Origin of the sequence: Aeromonas sp. ANP5, from assembly GCF_963870295.1 — a bacterium.
Classification (GTDB): Bacteria; Pseudomonadota; Gammaproteobacteria; order Enterobacterales; family Aeromonadaceae; genus Aeromonas; species Aeromonas veronii.
In genome coordinates this window covers 31,099-56,746 of sequence record NZ_CAWMRY010000015.1, presented here as the reverse complement: position 1 = coordinate 56,746, position 25,648 = coordinate 31,099, and the positions used below count along the sequence as shown (strand labels likewise).

20 protein-coding genes are annotated in these 25,648 nt (G+C 61.9%); 12 read left to right on the top strand and 8 right to left on the bottom strand.

Annotation, left to right across the window (positions count from 1 at the left end; translation table 11 throughout):
• Positions 1–202: 202 nt before the first annotated feature.
• Positions 203–688 (bottom strand): ribonuclease E activity regulator RraA, encoded by a 486-nt coding sequence (rraA, locus tag AACT07_RS10590; RefSeq protein WP_005340678.1) that lies wholly within the window; start codon positions 686–688, stop codon positions 203–205.
• Positions 689–834: 146 nt separating this feature from the next.
• On the opposite strand from rraA, the gene AACT07_RS10585 reads away from it, so the two are divergent.
• On the top strand, positions 835–2,688 hold the full coding sequence (locus tag AACT07_RS10585) for a methyl-accepting chemotaxis protein (protein WP_069527636.1): 1,854 nt from the start codon (positions 835–837) through the stop codon (positions 2,686–2,688).
• A 122-nt stretch (positions 2,689–2,810) separates the two neighbouring features.
• Complete coding sequence (locus tag AACT07_RS10580; protein WP_069527634.1) at positions 2,811–3,461, top strand: chromophore lyase CpcT/CpeT; 651 nt, start codon at positions 2,811–2,813, stop codon at positions 3,459–3,461.
• Positions 3,462–3,561: 100 nt separating this feature from the next.
• Here the strand turns inward: AACT07_RS10580 and rpmE are convergent, their stop codons facing one another.
• Positions 3,562–3,777, bottom strand: a complete 216-nt coding sequence (gene rpmE / locus AACT07_RS10575) for a 50S ribosomal protein L31 (protein ID WP_005340673.1) — start codon at positions 3,775–3,777, stop codon at positions 3,562–3,564.
• 147 nt (positions 3,778–3,924) lie between these two features.
• Between rpmE and priA the strand changes: the two genes are divergently transcribed.
• Positions 3,925–6,132, top strand: coding sequence for a primosomal protein N' (gene priA, locus AACT07_RS10570; protein WP_069527632.1), 2,208 nt, complete (start codon positions 3,925–3,927; stop codon positions 6,130–6,132).
• Positions 6,133–6,196: 64 nt separating this feature from the next.
• Here priA and AACT07_RS10565 read toward each other — a convergent pair whose 3' ends face one another.
• Entirely contained in the window at positions 6,197–7,288 is a 1,092-nt protein-coding gene (locus AACT07_RS10565) for a hypothetical protein (protein WP_069527630.1), read from the bottom strand.
• Positions 7,289–7,574: 286 nt separating this feature from the next.
• On the opposite strand from AACT07_RS10565, the gene AACT07_RS10560 reads away from it, so the two are divergent.
• The 5 genes from AACT07_RS10560 (at position 7,575) to dtd (ending at position 13,473) form a co-directional block, all read left to right on the top strand.
• A complete protein-coding gene (locus tag AACT07_RS10560; RefSeq protein ID WP_069527629.1) occupies positions 7,575–9,008 on the top strand; it encodes a DUF2867 domain-containing protein in 1,434 nt (477 codons plus the stop codon).
• A gap of 168 nt (positions 9,009–9,176) precedes the next feature.
• Complete coding sequence (locus AACT07_RS10555; RefSeq protein ID WP_069527627.1) at positions 9,177–10,403, top strand: aromatic amino acid transporter; 1,227 nt, start codon at positions 9,177–9,179, stop codon at positions 10,401–10,403.
• A gap of 254 nt (positions 10,404–10,657) precedes the next feature.
• Positions 10,658–11,899 (top strand): malic enzyme-like NAD(P)-binding protein, encoded by a 1,242-nt coding sequence (locus AACT07_RS10550; RefSeq protein ID WP_069527625.1) that lies wholly within the window; start codon positions 10,658–10,660, stop codon positions 11,897–11,899.
• A 177-nt stretch (positions 11,900–12,076) separates the two neighbouring features.
• On the top strand, positions 12,077–12,949 hold the full coding sequence (locus AACT07_RS10545) for a virulence factor BrkB family protein (protein ID WP_005340664.1): 873 nt from the start codon (positions 12,077–12,079) through the stop codon (positions 12,947–12,949).
• Between the two features lie 86 nt (positions 12,950–13,035).
• Positions 13,036–13,473, top strand: coding sequence for a D-aminoacyl-tRNA deacylase (dtd, locus tag AACT07_RS10540; protein WP_005342646.1), 438 nt, complete (start codon positions 13,036–13,038; stop codon positions 13,471–13,473).
• Here dtd and AACT07_RS10535 read toward each other — a convergent pair.
• Positions 13,462–14,142 (bottom strand): spermidine synthase, encoded by a 681-nt coding sequence (locus AACT07_RS10535; protein ID WP_005342648.1) that lies wholly within the window; start codon positions 14,140–14,142, stop codon positions 13,462–13,464. The two genes, dtd and AACT07_RS10535, sit on opposite strands and share 12 nt — an antisense overlap.
• 51 nt (positions 14,143–14,193) lie before the next feature.
• Here AACT07_RS10535 and AACT07_RS10530 point away from each other — a divergent pair, with 51 nt between their 5' ends.
• Positions 14,194–15,102 carry a bifunctional GNAT family N-acetyltransferase/hotdog fold thioesterase gene (locus AACT07_RS10530; RefSeq protein WP_069527624.1) on the top strand — a complete coding sequence of 303 codons (909 nt, stop codon included), beginning with the start codon at positions 14,194–14,196 and terminating at the stop codon, positions 15,100–15,102.
• A gap of 54 nt (positions 15,103–15,156) precedes the next feature.
• On the opposite strand, the gene AACT07_RS10525 is transcribed toward AACT07_RS10530, so the two are convergent.
• The 4 genes from AACT07_RS10525 to gntU form a co-directional block, all read right to left on the bottom strand.
• Positions 15,157–17,274: an AsmA family protein gene (locus AACT07_RS10525; protein ID WP_069527622.1), complete on the bottom strand. Its 2,118-nt coding sequence runs from the start codon at positions 17,272–17,274 to the stop codon at positions 15,157–15,159.
• A gap of 31 nt (positions 17,275–17,305) precedes the next feature.
• Entirely contained in the window at positions 17,306–19,375 is a 2,070-nt protein-coding gene (gene recG, locus AACT07_RS10520; RefSeq protein ID WP_069527620.1) for an ATP-dependent DNA helicase RecG, read from the bottom strand.
• Between the two features lie 190 nt (positions 19,376–19,565).
• A complete protein-coding gene (gene pssA, locus AACT07_RS10515; protein ID WP_069527619.1) occupies positions 19,566–20,915 on the bottom strand; it encodes a CDP-diacylglycerol--serine O-phosphatidyltransferase in 1,350 nt (449 codons plus the stop codon).
• Positions 20,916–21,065: 150 nt separating this feature from the next.
• Positions 21,066–22,406 carry a gluconate transporter gene (gntU, locus tag AACT07_RS10510; RefSeq protein WP_069527617.1) on the bottom strand — a complete coding sequence of 447 codons (1,341 nt, stop codon included), beginning with the start codon at positions 22,404–22,406 and terminating at the stop codon, positions 21,066–21,068.
• Between the two features lie 245 nt (positions 22,407–22,651).
• Between gntU and AACT07_RS10505 the strand changes: the two genes are divergently transcribed.
• Genes AACT07_RS10505 through AACT07_RS10495 form a run of 3 tightly spaced genes read left to right on the top strand, consistent with a single transcriptional unit; the run spans position 22,652 to position 25,605 of the window.
• A complete protein-coding gene (locus AACT07_RS10505) occupies positions 22,652–23,161 on the top strand; it encodes a gluconokinase (RefSeq protein WP_005340649.1) in 510 nt (169 codons plus the stop codon).
• Positions 23,158–24,954 carry a phosphogluconate dehydratase gene (gene edd, locus AACT07_RS10500; protein WP_021230776.1) on the top strand — a complete coding sequence of 599 codons (1,797 nt, stop codon included), beginning with the start codon at positions 23,158–23,160 and terminating at the stop codon, positions 24,952–24,954. The genes AACT07_RS10505 and edd overlap by 4 nt, the downstream gene beginning before the upstream one ends.
• Positions 24,955–24,963: 9 nt before the next feature.
• The gene (locus AACT07_RS10495) at positions 24,964–25,605 is read left to right on the top strand and encodes a bifunctional 4-hydroxy-2-oxoglutarate aldolase/2-dehydro-3-deoxy-phosphogluconate aldolase (RefSeq protein WP_033115605.1); all 642 of its coding nucleotides are present in this window, start codon (positions 24,964–24,966) and stop codon (positions 25,603–25,605) included.
• The last annotated feature ends 43 nt before the right edge of the window (positions 25,606–25,648 follow it).

Sequence of the window (25,648 nt, the reverse complement as noted above, 5' to 3'; positions counted from 1 at the left end):
ATGAGAATGATTATTGTTAACTTGTTTTCCGGGAAAGACTTCATTCGTTCCAACGTGATGGACTTCTTGTGAAGGCACGACATTGCTCACATTGCTTCCAGTTAAGGGCCAGTTTATCTGGCCCTCTTTTTTTGTCATTTTTCAGCAAGTTGCAGGCATAAAAAACGGGAGCCAAGGCTCCCGTCGTCACGCTGTCTGTGGCTTACTCGATATCGAGTGCCTCGGGGGAGAGGATCACCCCTGTGGTATCGGCGTAGAGGTGGTCGTCAGGCAGGAAGGTCACGCCACCGAAGTTGACCGGCAGATCGGTCTCCCCTACATCCTTGCTGTCGGCACCGACCGGAATGGCTGCCAGTGCCTGAATGCCGATATCCAGATCTTCCAGAATATCGACTTCGCGGACGCAGCCGTAGCAGACAATCCCTTCCCAATCATTCTCGGCCGCCGTGGTGGCGATGTCGCTGTCGATCAGGGCGCGGCGCATAGAGCCACCGCCATCGATCAGCAAGACGCGTCCCAGTCCGTTCTCTTTGACGAGTTCACGGATCAGGCCATTCGATTCGAAGCATTTGACGGTGGTGATGACGCCGCCGAAAGAGGCGCGGCCGCCGAAGGAGCAGAGCATGGGTTCAAGCACATCCACCATGTCCTGATAGATGTCGCACAGTTCAGAAGTATTGTATTCCATAGTGTCAAATCCACGGCTGGAAACAGGTGCAACCAGTATAAGGAGTGGGTGTGGCATTTCAATGAATATTCCTTGCACAGATCACCTGTCGCCGCTTTTCTGCATAAGCTCAATGCAGTTCACTGCCAGTTTGCGAGAGGTCCATCGTGCTTATCCGTCATAAGTTGATCCTGAATACCGTGCTGGTTGCCGTTGCCATGCTGGTACTGAGCGGCCTGTTTATCTACTCCAGCCAGGTGCACCGTCACCTGACCGAAGCCCAGCGCAATATCGACCAGCTGGAGATCGCCATGCTCAACCTGCGGCGGGCCGAGAAGGATTTTCTGATCCGCAAGGATATGGCCTTCGTCGAGCGCTTCAATCAGGGGTTGTCAGATTTTCACCAGCACAATCGGGAGCTGCTGACCGATGACAACCTGGCGGCCGTCGAGGGGGAGCTGACCAGACTGGATCAGCAGATCAGCGGTTATGGCAAAGCCTTCAACGATCTGGTGGCCCAGCAGCAGAAGATTGGTCTGGGGCCGGAGGAGGGGCTCTATGGCAAGCTGCGAGCGGCGGTGCATGAGGTGGAGAATGGGCTCAAGCAGCTGGATCTGCAGGGGTTGCTCATCACCATGCTGCAACTGAGGCGGGCGGAGAAAGACTTCATGCTTCGCTCCGATATCCAGTATCTGGAGCGTTTCGAGACCTTGCACAAGAGTTTTCAGGATAGTCTTGCCACTTTGCCGGAGGGGGAGCGCGGCATGTTGGAGCAGGCCAGCAAGCAGTACCGGCAGGACTTTGTGGCGCTGGTGCAGGGGATGCAGGTACTGGGGCTGAAAGAGGATGAGGGGCTGCGCAACCAGATGCGGGATCTGGTGCATCAGACCGAACAGGGGTTTGCCGCCGTCGATCAGCACATTGTCGCTGAGCTGGAGCGGCAGAGCGCTCGCCTCAACAGCCTGATGCTGGTCTGTGGCGGGGTGATTGTGGTGCTGATCGGCATCATGAGCGTGCTGCTGGGGCGCAGCATCGACCGCCCCATTACTCAGGTGAATGATACCGTCAACCGCATTCGTCAGGATAATGACCTGCGCCTGAAGATAGAGCTGCGCGGGGCAGATGAAATGGCCCAGCTGGCAGGCAATCTCGACGTGATGCTGGGCGGGTTTCGCAACCTGATTGGCGATGTGAAGCAGAGCGTGCACACCCTGACCGAAGCGGCTGATCACCTCTCGGCCAACGTCAAGCGCACCAGTGAAGGGGCGGCGCGTCAGCTGCAGGAGACCGACATGGTGGCGACCGCATCCACCGAGATGGGCTCCACCATCGAAGAGATCGCCCGCAACACCGAGCAGGCGGCCAACAATGCACAGGCGACCAACAACAAGGCGATGGAGGGGCGGGCTGCGGTCGAGAATACTGTCGAGCAGATCCGCTCGCTGGCGGGCAATCTGGAGAGCTCATCTCGCGAGGTGAGCCAGCTGCAAAAAGAGAGTGAGACCATCGGCTCCGTGCTTGACGTGATCCGTGGCATTGCCGAGCAGACCAACCTGCTGGCCCTCAACGCAGCCATCGAAGCAGCTCGGGCAGGAGATCAGGGGCGTGGTTTTGCGGTGGTGGCCGATGAGGTGCGCAATCTGGCCATCCGTACCCAGAAATCGACCCAAGAGATTGCCGGCATCATCAGCTCGCTGCAGAAACAGACCGGCAGCATCGTCGAGGTGATGGCGACCTGCCGCGAGCAGGGCAACCGCAGCTCGGATCAGGCCAGTACCGCAGGGGAGTTGCTGGGGCAGATCACTCAGGATGTTACCAACATCATGGACATGAGCACCCAGATTGCTGCGGCCATCGAACAGCAGAGTCTGGTGGCCAACGAGGTGAACCGCAACGTCAACAACATCCGCGACATCGCCCAGGAGTCGAGCATCATGGCGGAGGAAAATGCGAGATCCAGCGAGGGCCTCAACGAGCAGGCCCAGCTGCTCAACAAGGCGGTGGCAAAATATCGGGTTTAGTGAGCGGACTGGCATCCTTGTGAGGTTTTTGCACCAGAGTGGCAATGATTTGATCGTAATGGCTGTTATTGGGGAAATTCGCTCATATAATCGCCGCCACTATGATGATTCGGAAGGATTCGATGGCAAAGTTGCTGGTGGCCGTATTCGGGCTGCTCTGTTCCTGTCTGGTGTTGGCAGGTTCGGCGCCTCAGGCTACCCCACTCAAGCCCGGTATGGAGCCGCTACTCAGCTGGTTCAACGGGGCCTTTACGAGCCGGGAGCAGGCCAGTTACGACAGCCGCTTTACCAGTGCCGAGCTGCGCCTGATGGAGATCTGGCCCGGCTATCAGGGCTATCGCTGGGTCTATGCCGAGCAGTATCTGAGCATGCGCTCCATCCGCCCCTTTCGCCAGCGTATTTATCGCTTCTCACCCGCCCCTGACGGGCGGATCCTGATGGCAGAGCTGACCATGCCCCGAGCCACCGATTTTGCCGGTGCCTGGCATGATCCCGCCCTGCTCGACAGTCTGACCCCGCAGCAGCTCTCCTTGCGCCACGGATGCGAGATCTGGCTGACACGCACTCCCTCCGGCGAATATGCCGGTCACACCCGGGTGGGCCACTGCTCCACCGATTTTGGTGGAGCCACGACGCTGGTGCAGCATATCTGGATTGGCCCCGACAGCGTCAGATTGCTGGATCGCGCCTATGACAACGCAGGGAGCCCGCGCTGGGGTAGCCCGGGTGAGGGGTATGTCTATTTGCGTCGTTCCAAAGGGTTTGGCCAGTAGGGGAGAGTGCGTCTGGCTGCGGGAACATGAAGGATGAAAAACAGGGATCGTAAAAAAGGCGCCCATTGGGCGCCTTTTTCAGAATTCTTCAGAAGTAAAATTACTTCTTGGTGGTCATCGCACCGAAACGCTTGTTGAACTTGTCTACGCGGCCGCCGCTAGAAACTTCTTTCTGCTTGCCGGTGTAGAACGGGTGGCACTCGGAGCACACGTCCAGGTTCAGATCTTTACCGATGGTAGAGAAAGTGTTGATGACGTTACCGCAAGAGCACTTGGCGGTGATGGCTACGTAGTCAGGATGGATACCAGCTTTCATGGACAACCTCAATTAATAGGCCGTGTCGCCATCCGATCTCTTGTCGGACACCACACGATTGTTGAACACAGTTTCAAAGGCTGCGAATAATATAGGAAATGCCTGAGATCAGGCAAGTGGCTTCGCAGAAAAAATAGGCAACCCCTGGTGAATTCTTCCCAAACGCTGGATCTGGTTCGTGTCGCTGTCCCGGTACCGTTACGCCGTCACTTCGACTATCTCTCTCCCCTGCCGTTACCTGCCCCCGGTTGCCGGGTCGAGATCCCTTTCGGTCCCCAGACCCTGGTCGGGCTGGTGGTGGATCATCCGGCCGACAGCCAGGTGCCCCGCAACAAGCTCAAGCCCATCAAGCGCGTACTCGATGCGACGCCGGTGCTGGGGCCGGATATTCTGGCGCTGATGAACTGGAGCGCCAGCTACTACCAGCATCCGCTGGGGGAGGTGCTGCCCCACGCCCTGCCGGTGCTGGTGCGCAAGGGGGAGCCAGCCGCCTATCGTGAACTGGAGTTCTGGTTTGCCACCGAGGCTGGCAGGGCCATCGACCTTAACGAGCTCAAGCGGGCGGCCAAGCAGCAGCAAGCGCTCGCCTTGCTGCGCAAGGGGCCGCAGACCCCCTCCGCTCTCAAGCAGGAGGAGATCCAGAGCGCAGCTCTCACCGCGCTGGAGAAGAAGGGGCTGCTGGAGAAGCGTTCGCTGGAGCCGAGCCATGATGGCGATTGGGCTGCCCGCTTCGAGCCGGGGGAGGGGCTGCGCCTCAATGGCGAACAGGCGTTGGCCGTCTCTGCCGTTACCAGCCAGAGCGACAAGTTCGGCGCCTTTCTGCTGGATGGCATCACAGGTTCCGGCAAAACCGAGGTGTATTTAAGCATCCTCGAGCCGTTGCTCAAGGCGGGCAAGCAGGCGCTGGTGATGGTGCCGGAGATCGGTCTCACCCCGCAGACCATCAACCGCTTCCGCCGCCGCTTCAACGTGCCGGTGGTAGCGATGAACTCCGCCATGAACGATCGGGAACGGCTCGACGCCTGGCTCGCCTGCCGCGACGGCGGCGCCGCCATCCTGATCGGCACCCGCTCCGCGGTGTTCACCCCGTTTCACAACCTCGGCATCATCATCATCGACGAAGAGCACGACGGCTCTTTCAAGCAGCAGGACGGTTTTCGCTACCACGCGCGGGATCTGGCGGTGATGCGGGCTCATCGTGCCGGTATCCCCATCCTGCTTGGCTCGGCCACCCCATCGCTGGAGACGCTGCACAACGCCCGCACCGGCAAGTATCACCACCTCGCCCTGACCCGCCGTGCCGGCAATGCCCAGACCGCCCGGCAGGTGATTCTGGATATCAAGAACGTGCGGCTGCAGGCTGGGCTCTCTCCCCAGCTGGAGCAGCTGATGGCAGAGCATCTGGCGGCGGGCAATCAGGTGATGCTGTTTCTCAACCGCCGTGGCTATGCCCCGGCTCTGATCTGTCACCAGTGTGGCTGGAGCGCCGCCTGCGAGCGCTGTGACGCCTGGTACACCTGGCATCATGCCGGGCGGCGGCTGCATTGCCACCACTGCGACAGCGTGCGTCCCTTGCCCCACCACTGCCCCGAGTGTGGCAGCAACGAGCTTATTGGATCGGGAGTGGGCACCGAGCAGTTGGAACAGCTGCTTACCACTGTGTTCCCGCAATATCCGGTAGTGCGCATCGATCGGGACAACACCCGCCGCAAGGGGGAGCTGGAGACCCATCTCGGCGACATCAAGGCGGGCAAGTACAAGATCCTCATCGGCACCCAGATGCTCGCCAAGGGCCACCACTTTCCGGATGTGACTCTGGTGGGTCTGCTGGATGTGGATGGTGCCCTGTTCAGCGCCGATTTTCGCGCCGCCGAGAAGCTGGCCCAGCTTTACACCCAGGTGGCGGGCCGCGCCGGTCGCGCCAGCAAACCCGGGTTGGTAGTGCTGCAGAGCCACCATCCGGAACATGCCCTGCTGCAGGATTTGACCCAGAACGGTTACGGCCACTTCGCCGATACGGCGCTGAAAGAGCGCCGCCTGCTGGGGCTGCCGCCCTTCAGCTATCAGGGGCTGTTTCGGGCCGAGGCCAACGGTCGTGACGAGGTGCAGCTGTTCCTCGCCCGTCTCGCCGATACCTTGCGTAGTGCCCGCTATCCCCATGTTCAGGTGCTGGGGCCCATCAGCGGTTTTATGGAGCGCAAGGCGGGCAAGTTTCGCATGCAGTTGCTGGTGCAGGGGCCGAACCGGGCACCGCTTGCCCAACTGCTGGACTGGGCGGTAAAGGAGCTGGAAGGCTGGCCTGAGACCAAAAGGGTGCGCTGGAGTCTGGATATCGACCCCACCGAGCTGAGTTGATGGTGCCGGAGCCGGTCGCTGGCAGCTCTCGTCAGCGACCGGGTTTGCCATGCGGGTGCGGGGTTCAGACCCGCAGATCGATCTGCTGCACCCAGCCTCCCTTACCTTGTTCGGTGAGATAGAGGCCGGATTGGCGCAGCACCCCCTGATTGCCGCTCTCCCCCAGATGGTTGAAGGGGGTGTCGAGGGGGCGTAGCAGGATGGCGCCGATCCCCAGCTCCACTAGAGCGATAGGGGCGTGCTCGGGATGCCAGAACTGCAGGGCTGAAAACTGGCTATCCCCCTCATCCAGCACCCCGTTGCCATCCTCATCCAGGGTTGCCAGCTCGCCGAAGCCATTGCCGGAGCGGGCACCAAACAGCTCGCCGCCATCGTCTATGGTGCCGTTGCCATTGCGATCCAGCGCCACAAAGCCGCTGCCTTCACTCAAGCCCGGTAGGCTATCCTCTTTGCCATCCTGATCGATATCGAAGTTGACCCGTGCCTCGGTCAGATCGGCAATCTTGCCATCCAGACTGAGCACCAGCGGGTCTTTCAGGGCATTGAGGGTGGTGCGCCGCTGGCTCACCTCCAGCTGACGCCAGTCGAGCACAAAGCCGAGATCGAGCTGAATAGTCTGACCATCCCGAGTCGCTACGCTGGCTGACGCCACCACGTTGAGCTGCTCCTGTTGCAGCAGGGTGTCAGTCACCTCCACCAGTTGATCCGGCTCGGCGGCTTGAGCAGCGGCATCTCCTTGGGTCACCCCTTCGCCTCCCTCTTCGGAGGGGTTGATCGGCTTGGGCAGCTCGATTTCGTGGCCCAGCATCGCCTCAATCATCAGCTTGATCAGCCGCTGGCGGTTATCCAGTCCATCGTCGGGAATACCATCCTGCTCTTTGCCGACTTCCCCTGCGGGCGGGGAGGGCGGTGTTGCTGCTTGCTGACTGGCGGCGGATTGCCTTGCGGTTTGCAGCGTCAGGGCGCTGGTGAGGGTCAGGGTGCTGCTGCGTTCGCCGGCCGCAGCCGTGTTGTTGCCCTCCGGTGGATTGACGGCGGGTGGCACGGGCCCGAGGTTGCGCACCTTGCGGCTCTGGGCCTGTTGTTGCCGGTATTGCACCTCCCCCTGGAGGTCGTAGTGATCGATGCGCATACGTTCGCCCTCGGCGCTATACATCTGGTCAGTTATCGACCAGCGAATGAGCAGGGCTTAACACCAAATCGGACTAATCAGAGAGGTGGTTAGTACTAGGTTGCAAGGTGGTGGCGTGGCAGGATGGCAAGAGACTGGATGGTGGCGCTGTAGTTGAACATTTTCAGGTAACGCGGCGCACTCTGGCTGACAAGCGGCATCGGTGAGGATAGGGAGAATTACATGGGAAATTGTCTGGTGATGGGCGAGGCGGGCTATGGTGGATTCCTGTCTGGCGCCCCTTGCATCAATGATGTTGAGGGCTGCACTCATGCGTAACTGTCTGGTGATGGGAGCGGCAGGATATATCGGTTCCTATCTGGTGCCTCACCTGCAAACCCTCGGCTATAGGGTGATTGCCGGGGCGCGCCGTCCCTGCCGCTTGCCTGAGGGGGTGGAGTTTCGCCTCGCCGACAGCCTCAAGCCGATCACCTTGCTGCCTGCGCTGGCGGGCATAGATACCGTCTTCTATCTGGTGCATGCCATGGGGGCGGGGGCTGATTTTCACCGGCTGGAGCAGCAGGGGGTAAAGAACTTCGCTGCCGCCGCTCGTGCTGCCGGGGTGCGCCGCATCATCTATCTCGGGGCGATCCAGCCGGAGCAGTGCAACAGCCGCCATCTCAACTCCCGCCGCCATTGTGGCGAGTTGTTTCGTGACTCCGGCGTGCCGACGGTGGAACTGCGCGCCGGCATCATCATCGGGCCCGGTTCGGCGGCGTTCGAGGTGATGCGGGATCTGGTGTTCAACCTGCCGATGATGGTGACGCCCAAATGGGTGCGCTCGCGCACGCCGCCGATTGCGCTGTCCAACCTGCTGCACTATCTGGGTGGGCTGGTGGAAGCCGACGAGGTGGATGGCCGCATCTTCAATGCGGTCGGCCCCGAGCTGCTCAGCTATCAACAGCAGTTGCAGAAGTTCGCCGCTCATATCGGCAAGCGCTGTCCCATCATTCCCATTCCGTTTCTGAGTCCGCGCCTCTCCGCCTGGTGGCTGCAGTTTGTCACCTCTGTACCGCAGCCGGTGGCCAAGGCGCTGGTGGGCGGTCTCAAGCACGATATCCCGGCCGATGACGGCCCGCTGCGCGCCTTGCTGCCGCAGACCCTGCTCAGCTTCGACGAGGCGCTGGCGGAGAGTCTGGCGCTGGAGCAGAAGCTGGGTGCCGAACAGCAGGGGCAGGAGACGCCGCTCGGCCTGCGCTGGCGCCATCCCGAATATGGCTTCTACGACCGTACTGCCAGCGGCGAGGCCATCTGCCTCGCCTCTCCCGAGGTGGTGTGGCAGGTGTTGCAGCAACTGGGGGGTGAGCAGCGCTACTTCTACATGAACGAGCTGTGGGTGGTGCGCGAATGGATGGATCACCTGATCGGCGGCCCGGCCCGCACCCGTGGCCGCACCAATCCGGATCGCTTCGTGAAGGGTGACATGCTCGACTCCTGGCAGATCCTCGGGGTGGATGAGGGGCGCAGGCTCGATCTCTTGTTCAACATGAAGGCTCCGGGCGTCGGGCGGCTGGAGTTCAACATCCTGCCGGAGGAGTCCGGGTTGACCCGCATCCGGGTCACCGCTCATTGGCACCCGCAGGGCGCCTGGGGGCTGGCCTACTGGCTCGCCATGCTGCCGTTCCACCTCTTTATCTTTCAGGGCATGACCGAGGCCATCGCCCGTCAGGCCGAAGCGAGGGCAGGTATCCCGGTGATGGATTAACCCTCTTCACATCATTCCCGCTGATAGAGTGCCCCGTTCGGGGCACTTTTTATGCGGCGGCCATGCCCGGTTATGGCAGATAGTGGTAGGCGTCTCATGGCAAAGGCTGGCATCATGCCGCGGTCTTGTTTACCGCGGATAGATAATCAGTCAGAAAAAGAAGGGATTATGAAGAAAAAACCGTCAATTTTGGGGGGCGCCTGCATCATTGCCAGCGTCTGCGTGGGAGCTGGCATGCTCGGTCTGCCGAGTTCGGGGGCGGGGGCCTGGACCCTCTGGTCGGTGCTGGCGCTGACCGTCACCATGGTGATGATGACCCTCTCCGGCTGGATGCTGCTGGAATCCTTCCAGCACCACGACATGCGCGTCTCCTTCAATACCGTAACTCGCGAGCTGCTGGGGGAGAAGCTCAATCTCCTCAACAACCTCTCGGTCTACTTTGTTGGCGGCATTCTGCTCTACGCCTATATCACCTCCTCCGGTGCCATCCTGCAGGGGATACTGGGGATCGACAGCAAGCTTGCATCCGTGCTGTTTGTGGCACTCTTCTCTGCGGTGGTGTGGCACTCGACCCGCGCCGTTGACCGCATCTCTGTGGTGCTGATCGCCTTCATGATCCTCAGTTTCGCCCTCGGTGTGGCCGGGCTGCTCGGCAGTATCAAGCTGCCGACCCTGCTCGATCTGGCGGGCAGCGAGAGTCGCTACGCCCCCTATGCCATGGCGATGCTGCCAGTGGCGCTCACCTCGTTCGGCTATCACCACTCGGTTGCCTCCCTGCGTGCCTACTACCAGAACGAGCAGCAGGCCAGATGGGCCATTCTGGGGGGAACCCTGATCGCGCTGGCGCTCTACGTGCTCTGGCTGCTGGGGATTTTCGGCAACCTGCCCCGTCAGGATTTTGCCCCCGTGATTGCCAAGGGGGGTGACGTGAGTGTGCTGCTCTCCGCGCTTTCAGGGGTGATCGAATCGGAGAAGGTGGCCAGCGCAATCAACGGCTTCTCTATGGCGGCGATCCTCTCCTCCTTTATCGGGGTGGGGCTCGGGGTGTTCGACTATCTGGCTGATCTGTTCAAGTTCGACAACAGCCGCGCTGGTCGCAGCAAGACCTGGGCGGTCACCTTCCTGCCGCCGCTGGTGCTCTCCCTGCTCTTCCCGTTCGGCTTCCTGCTGGCCATCGGCTATGCCGGTGCCGCCGCCACCATCTGGACCTGCATCATCCCGGCACTGTTGGTGCTGCGCACCCGGGCGCGGGCCGAGCGGGGCGAAGTCACCCCCCATTTCGTTACCCCCGGCGGCAAGCTGATGGCCTGGTTGCTGATCCTGTTCGGTTTGGCGACCGCGCTGTTCCACTTCCTGTCGATGGCAAATCTGTTGCCGGTCTATCTGGGCAACTGAGTCAGGTCTACAGCACTGACAGAAAGGGCGGCAAGGCCAACTTGCCGCCCTTTTTGCGCCATTTTTACCCCATGCAGCAGGATCTATAACTAAAGTGGTAGGTGTGGGTGGGGTAAGGTGCTGAAATAACTGGTCTGATCTGGCTGACGGTAGCATGATCTGCTGGGAATGCCCCCTGCTTTCTTTTATGATCCCCGCCCTTCTGCGTGCCCCCTGTCGGCACCTCATTTGCACCAACCACATCGGGGTCCCCCATGTCCGATCTGCGTCAAGAAGCACTCGATTACCACGCCCTGCCCGTACCGGGCAAAATTGCCATCGCCCTGACCAAGCCTGCCGAAACCGCCCGTGATCTGGCGCTGGCTTACAGCCCGGGTGTTGCCGAGCCGGTGCGCGAGATCGCCGCCAACCCGGCCGATGCCTACCGCTATACCGGCAAGGGCAATCTGGTGGCCGTCATCTCCAACGGCACCGCCATTCTGGGGCTGGGCAATCTGGGGCCGCTGGCCTCCAAGCCGGTGATGGAGGGCAAGGCCCTGCTGTTCAAGCGCTTTGCCGGCATCGACGCCATCGACATCGAGGTGAAGCACGAGACCAGCCAGCAGTTTATCGACACGGTGGCGGCCATCGCCGATACCTTCGGTGGCATCAATCTGGAAGATATCAAGGCGCCGGAGTGTTTCGAGATTGAAGAGGCGCTGATCGCGCGCTGCGACATTCCGGTGTTCCACGATGACCAGCACGGTACCGCTATCGTCACCGCCGCCGGTCTGCTCAACGCGCTGGAAGTGCAAGGCAAGCAGATCAGTGACAGCCGCATCGTCTGCATGGGGGCGGGGGCTGCCGCCACCGCCTGTATGGATCTGCTGATCAAGTGTGGCGCCAGGGCGCACAACATCTTCATGCTGGATCGTCAGGGAGTGATTCACACCGGCCGCAGCGATCTCAACAAGTACAAGCAGCGTTTTGCCAACGAGACCTCGCTGCGCACCCTAATGGATGTCATCGAAGGGGCTGATGTGTTTGTCGGTGTTTCCGGCCCAGATGTGTTGCCCGCCGAAGCGGTCGCCCTGATGGCGCCCAACCCGGTGATCTTCGCCTGCTCCAACCCGGATCCGGAGATCAAGCCTGCGCTGGCCCACGGGGTGCGTAGCGACCTCATCATGGGTACCGGCCGCTCCGACTACCCGAACCAGATCAACAACGTGCTCTGCTTCCCCTTCATCTTCCGCGGTGCGCTCGACGCCCGTGCCAGCCGCATCAACGATGCCATGAAGATTGCTGCGGTCGAGGCGATCCGCGCGCTGGCCAAGGAGCCGGTGCCAGCCGAGGTGCTGACCGCCGCCGGGGTGAGCGAGCTCGCCTTCGGCAAGGATTACGTTATTCCCAAGCCGATGGATGCCCGTCTGCTGCCGCGCGTAGCCCGCGCCGTGGCGCTGGCGGCGGTTGCCTCCGGCGTCGCCCGCATCGAGCTGCCCGCGGACTACATGCTGTAATCCGGCATTGCAAACGGCCCCTTTATCTGGGCCGTTTTTATTTCTGCTTCTGGCGACAGCCAGAGACGCCAGCCGGGTAACAGGTTGGGGCAGATGGAGGCAAATCGGGTGCAAAGGTGGTCAAACAGCGCTCTCCTCTGACACAATATTGCCACTATGACGCTAACGAGAATCAAGATGCAGCAGCCTGTCAGCGGCCGTTTGGCCCACGCCCTCTCCTTCTTGCGCCATGATGGTCGCCACTTTGCCCAGTTTGTCTGGGGTCGTTTCCAGCAGGACAGATTGACGGTTACCGCCGGTTATCTGGCCTATGTCACCCTGCTTTCACTGGTGCCGATGATCGCCGTGGTCTTTGGCATGATGTCCGCCTTCCCGGTGTTCCAGAGCCTCAAGCAGGCGATGGAGCAGTTCGTCTACCACAACTTTGTGCCGACTGCGGGAGACATGCTCAAGGAGTACATCGACGGCTTCGTCGCCAATGCAACCAACACCACGGCCGTGGGGATAGGGGCGCTGGTGGTGGTGGCGCTGATGCTGATCTCCGCCATCGACAAGAACCTCAACTACATCTGGCGTTCGACCCAGGGCCGCCCGCTGGCGCAGGCCTTTGCCATGTACTGGATGATCCTGACCCTGGGGCCCGTGCTTATCGGGGCCAGTATCGCCATCTCCTCCTATATCTTCTCGCTGCGGCTGTTTGGCGCCGAGAGCCTGTTCGGTATCGGTTATCTGCTGTTGCGCGGTTTGCCGTTCCTCTTCTCGGTGCTCACCTTCCTGCTGGTCTATACCGTGGTGCCGAACTGCAAGGTGCGGCTGATCCACGCCTTTATCGGCGCGCTGGTAGCGGCGACCCTGTTCGAGTTGGCCAAGCGCGGCTTTGCCATCTACATCACCAACTTCCCCTCCTATCAGGCCATCTACGGTGCGCTGGCCACCATCCCGATCCTGTTTGTCTGGGTCTATCTCAGCTGGCTGGTGGTGCTGCTGGGGGCTGAAACCACGGCCTGCCTCGGTGAATATGAGAAACCGGCGAGTGAGGAGCTTGGCTAAGCCATCGCCTTGGCCATCGGTTTATTGGTAGCATCGACGACCGCCCCTGCGAGGGGGCGGTCGTTCTGTTTTCAAAGGAGAGGGATGTGATTGCATTGATTCAGCGGGTCAGCGAGGCCAGCGTGACCGTCGAGGGGGAGGTGACCGGCGCCATTGGTCAGGGGCTGCTGGTACTGCTCGGGGTAGAGCAGGGGGATGACGAGGCCAAGGCCGACAAGTTGCTGCACAAGGTGAGCGGCTATCGGGTATTCAGTGACGAGAATGGCAAGATGAACCTCAATGTCGGTCAGATCGGCGGCAGCCTGCTGGTGGTCTCCCAGTTTACCCTGGCGGCCGATACCAAGAGCGGGATGCGCCCCAGCTTCTCCTGCGGTGCTCACCCGAGCGAGGCCGAGCGGCTCTATGACTACTTCGTGGCCAAGGCCGCCGCCAGCGGCATCCCGACCGCAACCGGGCGTTTTGCTGCCGACATGAAGGTGGCGCTGGTCAATGACGGCCCGGTTACCTTCTGGCTACAGGTCTGAGGATGCCTGATCCCGAGGTGTGACGTGGACGATCACGTTGATGAGCCCTGTGACCGGATAGGGGGTAGCAGGGCCAATCCACTGCTCGATCAGTGTCAGGGCGTGGGTTAGCTCCAGTGCGGTACGCGGCAGCAGGTTGATCACCAAGGTGCCGCAGAGGCGGGGAGCCAGCGCCCGGTAGAGCCGTTCCTGAAACAGCAGCAGCGGGTTGCCATCCTGACTGAAGAGATCGAGCAGGATGAGGTCGTACTGCTGCTCGCTCTGCTCCAAAAAGGCGAGGGCATCGGCCTGATGGAGTGCCGGAGCAGCGTGTTCATCGCTCTCCTGATGCTGGAAAAACTGCTGATAAACGGTCAGTACCTCTTCGTCGAGGTCAACGCACTCGTGGCGGGCATCGGGCCAGCGCTGACTCAGATGGCGGGTGAGATCGCCGCCACCCAGCCCGAGTTCGAGGATCTGCCCGGCCTGTTCTGGCAGCAGGCAGGCGATGACCCGTTGATGGGGCAGACAGAGGGTTGCGGGGTCGGCGAGCGACATGGCGGATTGCACCACGCCGTCTATCTCCAGCCAGCGGTGCTGGTCATTTTCCTGTACCGTGAGGCGGCGCTGGGGTTTGACGCTGAGGTGCAACAAGTGATCGGCTTGGTACGCTTGCAGATTGAAGTCCATGAATTTGCACGGCAAGATGGTTTCCGACCAGTGTAACTCAAGGATGAAACTATGTACCGGGTAGTCACCCCTCAGACAGTCGCCGAGCTGGATGCCTACTACCAGTTGCGCTGGGAACTTCTGCGTAAACCCTTCAATCTGCCCGTCGGTTCCGAGCGGGACGAATACGACACGGTTGCCATTCACCGGCTGATGCTGGCCCCCGATGGCACCCCCATCGCGGTGGGGCGCCTCTTTATCGGCGGTGACGAGGCGCAGATCCGCTTTATGGCGCTGCGCCCCGAATATCGCGGCCAGGGGCTGGGCGCCAAAATGGTGGAGGATCTCGAGCAGCTGGCCCGCAGCGAGAAGGTGAAACGGCTGGTGATGAACGCCCGTCAGGAGGCGGTGGAGTTCTATCGCAAGTGCGGTTTTCTCGAAGTGGGGGGCGGCCCCGTCTCCTTTGGCCGCATTCCCCATCGCCAGATGATCAAATCCCTGAGCCCGTTGCAGACCATCCAGTATCGCCCGGAGTGGTGTCAGGATCTCACCACCCGCTGGTCGCGCGGGGTGCCCATCAGCGAGAAGATGGGGATGCACATCAGCCACTACGATGGCCAGACCTTCCATCTCAAGGCCAATCTGGCGGCCAATTTCAACGTGCATGGCAGCATGTTCGCTGGCAGTGTCTACAGCCAGTGCGTGCTGGCGGGCTGGGGGCTGATCTGGCTGCAGCTTAAAGAGGAGGGGCTGGTGGGCGAGCCGGTGCTGGCCGAGAGCACCATCAAATATCATGGCCCTGTTGATGAGGAGCCGGAGGCGCGAGTGGCCCGCGAGGGTATGCCCGCCGTGCTGCAGCCGCTCAAACGGGGTGAGCCTGCCACCTTCAGCCTCAAGATCCAGCTGTTCAGCGGCAGCAAGCTGGCGGCGGAGTTCTGCGGCCACTACGTGGTGCAGCCGCCCCGCCGCCCGGGCCAGTAACCGCGTCGTTTCCCCATCAAACAACAAGGCCTCATCATGAGGCCTTGTCTGTTTTTACCCTTGCTGGCTATCGCTTGTCTGCCCGGCTTGGGTCTGCACTTGGGCCTGGTTTTGGGCTTTCGGTGCGGGAGTCGGTCGCCAGAGCGGGGCGCTGTTGCCTTGCGGCGGATAGCGTACTCCCACTTCCCAGCCGCAGGCGTCCTGCTTCTGCGGGAAGCTCCAGGCCAGTGTGGGTTCCGTCAGCGGCCCGCGCCACTGGCCGAGCAGCTCGGCGCAGCGGTTGCCGTTGAGGATCCCCAGATCGAGCTGCCACTGTTCGTTGACCAGATCGATCCCCCCTTGCAGCGCCAGCAGATGAGTGATGGTGGAGGCACCAGCCTGCTCGACTTGTAGTTGCCCCTTGTCGATCTTGCCCTGCAGCTTGATGCGGTAGAAGGGGGTGTCGCCCTCCTGCATCGCCTGCCACAGCTGATCCGGCGTCAGGGTGGGCGGGGTCGCGCCCTTGAACCACTCATCCAGCAGTGGATCTATCTTCACCTTGTCCCAGAACGGCTCGTCGGCATCGAGGGCAAAGCTGCCTTGCAGGGTCTGGCGCCACTCGCCCGCCGTTTTGCCGTGTTCGGCTTGCAGGTCGGCGCTCACGTCCGCCTTGCCGGCGAACGAGACAGGGGAGTGAAATATCTTGCCCCACTGCTGCAGATCCAGCTTGGTCGCCTGCAGTTGCAGGCGACTGCTCTGGCCCGGTTCGCGGCCCCACTGGCCACTCAGGCTGAAGGTGCCCTCATCCGGCAGCGAGCTGGTGAGTTTGCCCAGTTGCCAGGAGCTGGGGGTCAGCTCCCCATCCAGCTCGCCGTTACGGGCGCTGAGGCCATCCCACACCAGCTCGAACCACTTGCTCTCGATACGAGCACGGCCGAGCAGCGGGCCGGGTTGGTTATCGCGCAGGGCGAGATCGCTCAGATAGAGCTGCCAGCCGGTCAGCGACAGGGGCAGAGTATCGTCGAAGGAGAGCACTTTGAGCTTGTCGAACGCCAGCTTGCGGATATCGACCTGCTGCGGGCGCCAGCTCTGCCAATCCTGCCACCAACCCTGCGGCAGGCTGATATCCATGCCGCTCAGCGCCACGTCTTTCAGGGTCAGCTTCTGCTGCTGGGTATCGAGGGAGAGCTCGACATTGAACGCCCCTTCATAGGCCTTGCCCTGCAGTTCGGCGTCGATCTGCTGGGGCGAGAAGGCGAGCTTGCCCTTGATCTCCTCCAGCTGGAACAGACCGCGCCCCATGTCCCCCAGGGTGCCGCTCAGATAGCCGGTGGGCTGGTTGCCCGCCTGCCAGTTGAAGGCGGTGAGCTGGCCGCTGAAGTTGTTGAAGGAGAGCTCCTGATTGATGTCGTTGAGGCTGACGCCGTCCAGCTGGCCGCGATCCAGCGACACGCTTTGCAACGGGAAGCGCTGCGGGAAGCCTTGCTGTGTCAGATCGCCCAGCTCCACCCGCATGCCGCGCGCCTTGAGGTCGTGCAGTTGCAGGGTGCGAGCAGGCCAGTCCAGCACCATGCCGGTCTCCAGCAGACCGTCAAACAGGTTGGTTACCAGCTTGTCGGTGCGCAGCACTTCTCCTTCCAGCCGTCCTTGCAGGTTGAGACGGGCGAAGGTGAACTGCGGAGTCTCCAGCTGGCCGATATTGAGGCTCAGGTTGGCCTGTGGCTGCCGTTTAGGATCGATCAGCTCCCAGTCGCTCAGGGTGGCATTGAGTCCACGCAGGGTCAGCTCGGGGCTTTCCAGACTGAGGCGATCGATAGTGCTGTCGTTGATGGTGAGGGAGTGCACCGGCAGGTTCGGCAACTGGTTGGGCAGTGGCAGCTTGATGGCGGGACGAATGAGATCGAGGTGGGCGATCCGCACGTCGCGGCTCAGCCAGTCGATGCTATCGATCTCCAGATAGATCTTGTCGAGGGAGACTGCATCGCCGTAGCGTACCTGCTCTGCCAGCAGGGTGTAAGGGTGGAGCGGGTTGAATACCAGCCGCCCTATGGTGACCGGCACGCCGGTCTGCTGGCTGATCCAGCTGGCGATGGGGCCTTTGGCGCGCTCGGCGTCGAACAGGCCGAGGGCAACCCAGACAAACAGCAGCAGGAAGGCGAAGGTGTAGAGCAGGCCGCGTAGCCAGGAATTCATGGGTGCTTTCCTCCTGTTTTGGGATTGGTTGTCAGGCGTTTGAGTAGTGGTCTCGCAGACCGAGCCAACGGCGAATCAAGGGTTCGACATGGCTTGGGTGCCTATCCATGAGGAAGCGCGCCATTTTTTGCACCTGCGGAATAAGCGGCTGATCCCGCACCAGATCGGCGATCTTGAGGTCGGCCAGACCGGTCTGGCGAGTGCCGAGCAGTTCCCCCGGGCCGCGCAGTTCCAGATCGCGCTGGGCGATGAGGAAGCCGTCGTTGGTCTCCCGCAGCACCCCGAGCCGGCTCTGGGCCGTCTTGGACAAGGGGGCATGATAGAGCAGCACGCAGTGAGAGGCCACCGCACCCCGGCCAACCCGGCCGCGCAGCTGGTGCAACTGCGCCAGCCCGAGCCGTTCCGGGTTCTCGATGATCATCAGGCTGGCGTTGGGCACATCCACCCCCACCTCGATGACGGTGGTGGCGACCAGCAGTTGCAGTATGCCTGCCTTGAACTCCTCCATCACCCGCTGTTTCTCGACCGGGCGCATCCGGCCGTGTACCAGCCCGATATGCAGGCCGGGCAGCAGGTTTTGCAGCTCGGCGGCGGTATCCTCGGCAGCCTGACACTCCAGCACCTCCGACTCCTCGATCAGGGTGCAGACCCAGTAGGCCTGCTTGCCCTCGGTGCAGGCGAGCTTGACCCGCTCGATCACGTCGCCGCGACGGCTGTCGGGCAGCGCGACTGTGGTGATGGGGGTGCGGCCCGGCGGCAGTTCGTCGATGACCGAGGTATCGAGGTCAGCATAGGCGGTCATCGCCAGGGTGCGGGGGATCGGGGTGGCGGTCATGATGAGTTGATGAGGATGTACCCCTTCACGCTCCCCTTTCTCACGAAGGGCGAGGCGCTGATGCACCCCGAATCTGTGCTGTTCATCGATGATGACCAAGGCGAGGCGCTGGAACACCACCTGCTCCTGAAAGATGGCGTGGGTGCCCACCACCATCTTGACGCTGCCATCGGCGATGGCGGCCAGCGCCTCTTCCCGCGCCTTGCCTTTCTGTTTGCCCGCCAGCCAGCCGACTCCGATGCCGAGCGGCTCCAGCCACTTGGCGAAGTTGATGGCGTGCTGTTCCGCCAGCAGCTCGGTCGGCGCCATCAAGCCCACCTGACAGCCATTGCCGATGGCCTGCAGGGCGGCCAGCGCCGCGACCAGGGTCTTGCCGGAGCCCACATCCCCCTGCACCAGCCGCATCATGGGGTGGCTCTGTTGCAGATCCTTACTTATCTCCGCTACTACCCGGCTCTGGGCGCCGGTGGGCTTGAACGGCAGGGCGCCGAGCAGCTGTTTAACCAGCGCGGGCGCCGGTTTGAGGGCGCGAGCCAGCTGGGTTTGCGCCTGAGCGCGCACCTTGAGTACCGAGAGGTTGTGAGCCAGCAGCTCCTCCAGTACCAGTCGCTGTTGGGCCGGATGCTGGCCGCTTTCCAGCAGCGGCAGCGCCACCGAGGGGGGCGGACGGTGCAGTAGCTTCAGGGCGGCGGCCAGTTCAATCTGGTGGGGATAGAGTCCGGCGGGCAGCAGCTCCTCCACGCCATAGAGGTCGAGCTGGGCCAGCGCCTGATCGGTGAGGTTGCGCAGGGTGAGTTGGCGCAGTCCTTCGGTAGTCGGGTAGACGGGGGTGAGCGCCTCTTCGGTCTGACCGGCCTGCTCCTCGCCGAGCAGCTTGTACTCGGGGTGGGCCATCTCCAGCCCGTATTTGCCGGGGCGCACCTCGCCAAAGCAGCGGATCAGACGGCCCGCCGCAAGACTGTTTTTCTGGGCGGCGGTGAAGTTGAAGAAGCGCAGGGTGAGGGTGCCGGTGCCATCGCTGATGCGACAGACCATCATGCGGCGGCGCCCCATCACCAGCTGAGTGTCCTGGATTTCGCCCTCGACGGCGCCGTGCAGGCCGGGCGGCAGATCGCCGATGGGCCACACCTGGGTGCGGTCCTCGTAGCGCAGGGGAAGGTGGAACAGCAGATCCTGTACCGTGGCCAGCCCCAGCCGCTCGAGCTTCTCCAGCATCTTGCTGCCGACACCCTTGAGGCTATCGAGAGGAATTTTATCCAATTTCATCAATTAGATGCCCGAAAACACTGTAAATATGTCCAGATGATAGGGGTTGTTGAGGGGCCGATGCAAGCCGAGTTGCTGCTGGCAGGGCCGTCAAGGCGGGGGAAACGGCGGATATAACAAAGGCCTGCCGAAAACGGGAGGCCTTTGTGTGGTTGCCAACAGGCAAGGTACGGGCGCATGGCGCCCAGGGTCAGATGATGCGTTTAAGCAGCAAATGGGCCTTGACCCGATGAATCCGTCCCAGCAGCTTGCGCACCTGTTCCGGGTAGTCCTGGATCTGTTCCACCTGATCGAAGTGACTGATCCGCTTGGTGTTGGTCAGGATGTTCTCCCGCTCCGCATTGAACTGGGGACGCAGCAGGTGGCGACGATCGTGTACCAGCAGGCCGTTCTCCAGATCCAGCGCCCAGGCGCGGGGGTTGAGGTTGTTGCCGGTGAGCAGGGCCCACTCGTCATCCACGAAGATCCCCTTGAGATGGTAGGAGTTGCGCTCGCAACACCAGAGCATCAGGTTGAGGCGACCGTCGTCGATGTGACGCTGGTTGCGCTCGGCAAACTTGCGCAGGTTGGTCTCGTAGAGATAGGGCAGGCCACCGATGGTGGAGAACTTCTCTTCCGGCGGAATGAAGAAGTCGTTGGCGGTCTTGTCGCCCACTACGATGGTGACTTTGCAACCGCGCTGCAGCAGATCCTCGATATCCTTGCTCAACTCCTTGGGCGGGTTGAAGTAAGGGGTGCAGATGAAGATCTCCCGCTCGGTAGCGCGCACCAGATTGCGGATCATCAGGTTGAGCTGATTGTTGCGCTTGCCCAGACCCACCATGGGGGTGACGGCCACTTCCTGAGTGTTGACCGGCATGGTGCTGAAGCGGTACTGGCTCTGGCGCAGGCTCTGCTTGAAGCGGCGGATTGGCCCCTTCAGCTGCTTGGCGCTGGGGATATCGTTGTGATCCAGTCGCTGCACCGCATCGCTCTTCACGAACAGATCATCCACGTAGTTGACCATGCTGCGGGCCAGCTCCGGGCTGGTGATCTGGTGATAGCGATCGAAGCGGTAGCGATCCTGCTGATGCAGGTAGATATCGTTGAGGCTGGCGCCGGAGTAGAGCACCACATCATCGAAGATGAAGCCCTTGAGGTGGAGCACGCCGAGCAGCTCGCGCCCCTTGACCGGCACGCCGTAGATTTCGAGCTGGTGCTCGTGTTCGGCAGCCATGGCCTGATACATCAGGTGGTTGCCGCCCTGTTTGCCCTTGCCGATCAGGCCTCGCTGGGCACGGTGAAAGTCGACGAATAGCTTGATGTCGAGGGCCGGATTGCGCTGCTTGGCGGCGTAGAGGGCGGAGAGGATCTCCCGGCCTGCTTCGTCATCCTGCAGATAGAGCGCGACCAGATAGATGCGCCGGGTGGCACTGGCGATAAGCGCAAGAATGCGGCGTTTGAAATCCTGGGCGCTGTAGAGCACTTCAAACTGATCCGCTGCGACGGCGATCTGGGGCAGGCGCGCCAGCAGTTGTCGATAATGGGCCGATGAATGCATAGATAAACCTGAAATCACGGGGTTAAGCGTTCCACTCGGAGCGATGAATAGGCGATTCTAGCAATCTCGCCCTCTCAGCCAAAGAAAGAATCATCAGAAAGATGAAAAAGGCCTCACGAGTGAGGCCTTTTTGTCAGCATTTTGCCCTTGTCAGAGGAAGCTGTAGATGATCATCGCCATCACGCCGCCGGTGGTGCCGATGATGGTCTCCATCACGGTCCAGGTCTGCAGGGTCTGCTTCTCGGTCAGGCCGAGGTAGCGGTTTGCCAGCCAGAAACCGGAGTCGTTGACGTGGGAGAGCACGATGGCACCGCCGCCGATTGCGATGGTGACGGCAGCCAGCTGGGCACCGTTCAGGCCGAGCGGCTCCAGCATCGGCAGCACCAGACCGCAGGCGGTCAGCATGGCGACGGTGGCAGAGCCCTGAATCACCCGTACTGCAGCGGCCAGAATGAAGGCCAGTGCGACGATGGGCAGACCGGAGTCGGCCAGCATATTGCCCAGCGCGGCGCCCACACCGGAATCAACCAGCACCTGCTTGAACACACCACCGGCACCGGTCACCAGGATGATGACACCGGCGGGCTGGATGGCGCTGTTGCAGACGCTCATCACCTCGTCACGGGACATGCCGCGGCGAATGCCCAGCAGGTAGAAGGCGGCCAGACAGGCGACCATGATGGCGGTGAAGGGGTGACCGATGAACTCCAGCCAGTTGTGCAGGGTGGAGCCCGCCTCGACGAAGCGACCGACAATGGTCTTGAGGCCGATCAGCAGCAGCGGCAGACCGATGAGGCCCATGGCCAGCCCGAAGGAAGGCAGGGATTTGCTGTCATCGTGGACACTGTTCTGGGCATCGGCAGGCAGCGGTACATCGACGATCTTGCTGATGAAGTCACCGAACAGCGGGCCCGCCAGGATCAGCGCCGGTACGGCGGCGATCAGGCCGAACAGGATCATGTAGCCGAAGTCGGCACCCAGCTGGGATGCCACCAGGATCGGGCCCGGCGCCGGAATAAGGAACGCCTGACAGGTGGCGATACCCGCCAGCAGGGCGATACCGATCTTCACTACGCTGCCGCCGCCACGACGGACGATGGCGAAGGCGACGCCGATCAGCAGCACCACGGCCACGTCAAAGAAGAGCGGCAGGGCGCAGACAAAGCCGGTCAGGGCCATGGCCCAGTTGGCGCGCTTGACGCCGAACTTGCCGAGCAGGGTGTGGGCTACCCGGTCGAGGGCACCGGTCACTTCCATCACCTTGCCGAACATGGCGCCCAGCGCCACCACCACGGCGACGAAACCGAGGGTGCCGCCCATCCCTTTCTGGATGGTGGCGGCGATATCGGCCGGGTTCATGCCGGCGGCGAGACCCGCCACCATGGAGACCAGGATCAGGGCTACCACGGCGTGGAGCCGGGCCTTCATCACCAGGAAGAGCAGCAGCACAATCGAGCCGGCGGCTGTCATGATCAGGGAGAGGTCAGACATTGTTATGCGTTCCTTTTTCCAAGTTCAGTCGTGACACCTTGCCGATCCGTCGGCAAACCATATCTTTATGATTTATTTAGATTTATGGCAAGGGCTCAACATCATATGCCCAGGTGACTATGGGTTTGCTCAGTCTGTGGCAGACTTCACATTTTCAATCGTTACCGGTAACATGTTACCGGTAACGTGTTAGATTAGAACCCATCAACAGCTGGTTTTTTGAAAAGTGGGACAGAGGTCAAATTATGGCGGGTAAGTGCATTATCGTGATGGGTGTGTGTGGTAGCGGCAAATCCAGCGTGGGTCTGAAAGTGGCCGAAGCGCTGGGCGCCAAGTTCATCGATGGTGATGACCTGCACCCCAAGGCCAACATCCAGAAGATGGCTGGCGGCAACCCCCTCAACGATGAGGATCGAGCCCCCTGGCTGGAGCGGATCCGCGACGCCGCCTACAGTCTCGAGCAGAAGAACGAGACCGGCATCATTGTCTGTTCCGCCCTCAAAAAGAAGTACCGCGACCAGATCCGCGAAGGCAACGAGTCGGTCAGCTTCATCTTCCTCGATGGCAGCCAGCCGCTGATCCTCGAGCGGATGCGTGCCCGCAAGGGCCACTTCATGCGTGAAAGCATGGTACAAAGTCAGTTCGATACCCTGGAGCGCCCGGATGGCGAAGCCGGTGTATTCCACATTGATATAGACGGCACCTTCGAACAGGTGGTTGACCGCGCCGTCACAGCATTGGAGCAAGCCCAATGATTCATCAGGTAATTTCCGACGTCACCGCCCGCATCCGCGAGCGCAGTGTCGCCCGTCGTCAGGCATTTCTGGCCCGCATCCAGCGTCAGGCCGAGCAGGGCAAGACCCGCGCCGCGCTGGCCTGTGGCAACCTGGCTCACGCCGTGGCTGCCTGCAGCAGTGACGAGAAGGGTCGCATTCTCGATATGACCCGCGCCAACGTCGGCATCGTCACCGCCTACAACGATATGTTGAGCGCCCATCAGCCCTATCAGGGCTATCCGGATCAGATCAAGGCGGTACTGGCCGAGCTGGGCCACAGTGCTCAGGTTGCTGGCGGCGTGCCCGCCATGTGCGACGGCGTGACCCAGGGTCAGCCGGGGATGGACATGTCCCTCTTCTCCCGCGATCTGATTGCTCAGGCAACCGCGCTGTCGCTCTCTCACAACACTTTCGATGCCACCCTGCTGCTCGGTATCTGCGACAAGATCGCCCCGGGCCAGATCATGGGGGCGCTCTCTCACGCCCACCTGCCGACGGCATTTGTTCCTGCCGGCCCGATGGCGAGCGGCATCAGCAATGACGAGAAGGTGAAGGTGCGTCAGAAGTACGCTGCCGGTGAAGTGGGTCGCGATGCCCTGCTGGAGATGGAGTGCGGCGCCTACCACGCGGCGGGCACCTGCACCTTCTACGGTACCGCCAACACCAACCAGCTGGTATTCGAGGCCATGGGCCTGATGCTGCCGGGCTCCGCCTTTGTGCATCCGCACAGCGAGCTGCGCCGCGCCCTGACCGCCGAAGCGGCCCGTCGTATCAGCGCCATGATCCCGGGTTCCCCGGCCTATCGCCCGCTGAGCGAGGTGCTGGATGAGCGCTCGCTGGTCAACGGTCTGGTGGCCCTGCTCGCCTCTGGCGGCAGCACCAACCACAGCATCCACATGGTGGCGCTAGCCCGCGCGGCCGGTCTGGTACTGACCTGGGATGACATCAGCGATCTCTCCGACGTGGTGCCGCTGCTGGTTCGCATGTACCCGAACGGCCCGGCCGACGTCAACGCCTTCGAACAGGCAGGCGGCGTGCCCGGCCTGATGCGCCGTCTGGCGCAAGAGGGGCTGATCCACATGGACGCCACTCCGGTCTTTGGCGAGATGCAGGATTACCTCAGCCGTCCGGCACTGGTCGATGGCCAGCTGGTATGGCAGCCGGTGGGCGAGAGCGGCGATGCGAGCGTGTTGTCGCCTTCCGGCAGCGTATTCCAGGCCACTGGCGGCACCAAGCTGCTGGCGGGCAATCTGGGCCGCGCCGTGGTCAAGGTCTCCGCTGTGGCTCCCGAGTATCGGGTGATTGAAGCACCAGCGCGGGTCTTCTCCTCCCAGCATGCGGTGGAAGCGGCCTACAAGGCGGGCGATCTCAATCAGGACGCCGTGATCGTGGTGCGCCACAATGGCCCGGCTGCCAACGGCATGCCGGAGCTGCACAAGCTGATGCCGGTGCTCGGCAACCTGCAGAAGGCGGGTTACAAGGTGGCACTGGTCACCGATGGCCGCCTCTCCGGTGCCTCCGGCAAGATCCCGGCCGCCATCCACGTCACTCCGGAAGCGCTGCACGGCGGGGCCATCGGCCTGCTGGCCGATGGCGACCTGCTACGGGTTGACGCGGTAAACGGCAGTCTCGACTGCCTGACCGATTTGAGTGGCCGTACCCAGGCCGAGATTGACCTCACTCTGGAACAAGAGGGGTGGGGCCGTGAACTGTTCAGCGTGATGCGTCGCGCGGTATCGAGCGCCGAGTGTGGCGCTACCATCTTTGACTAAGGAAGAGCTATGCAGAACTGGAAAGTGACCCCGGCCGAGGTGTTTGCTGCCTCCCCGCTGGTACCCGTGATGGTTATCAACGAGCTGGATCAGGCCCTGCCGATGGCCAAGGCGCTGCTCGACGGCGGCATCTCTGTCTTCGAAATCACCCTGCGCACCCCGGTGGCGCTCGATGCCATCGCCCTCATTGCTAAGGCGATGCCGGATGCCATGGTCGGTGCCGGTACCGTGCTCAACTGCGCGCAGTTTGACGCAGCCGTTGCTGCCGGTGCCCGCTTCGTCATCTCCCCGGGGATGACCCCGGCACTGCTGGCCCACGCGGCCAAGAGCACTGCACCGCTGATCCCGGGTGTGGCAACTCCGTCTGAAGTGATGCAGGCGCTGGAAGCGGGCTACGACCACCTGAAGTTCTTCCCGGCCGAAGCGAACGGCGGCACCAAGGCGCTCTCCGCCATTGCCGCGCCGCTGCCCCAGGTGAAGTTCTGCCCGACCGGCGGTATCGGCCCGAAAAACGTGGCCGACTATCTGGCGCTCAAGTGCGTCGCCACCGTCGGCGGCTCCTGGATGCTGCCGGCCGATGCGGTCAAGAGCGGCAACTGGGAAGAGGTGACCCGCCTCTCCCGCGAAGCGGTTGAGCTGGTTAAACGCTAAGCGTCAGTTGTGCAGAAAACCAAACAGGCCACCCTCGGGTGGC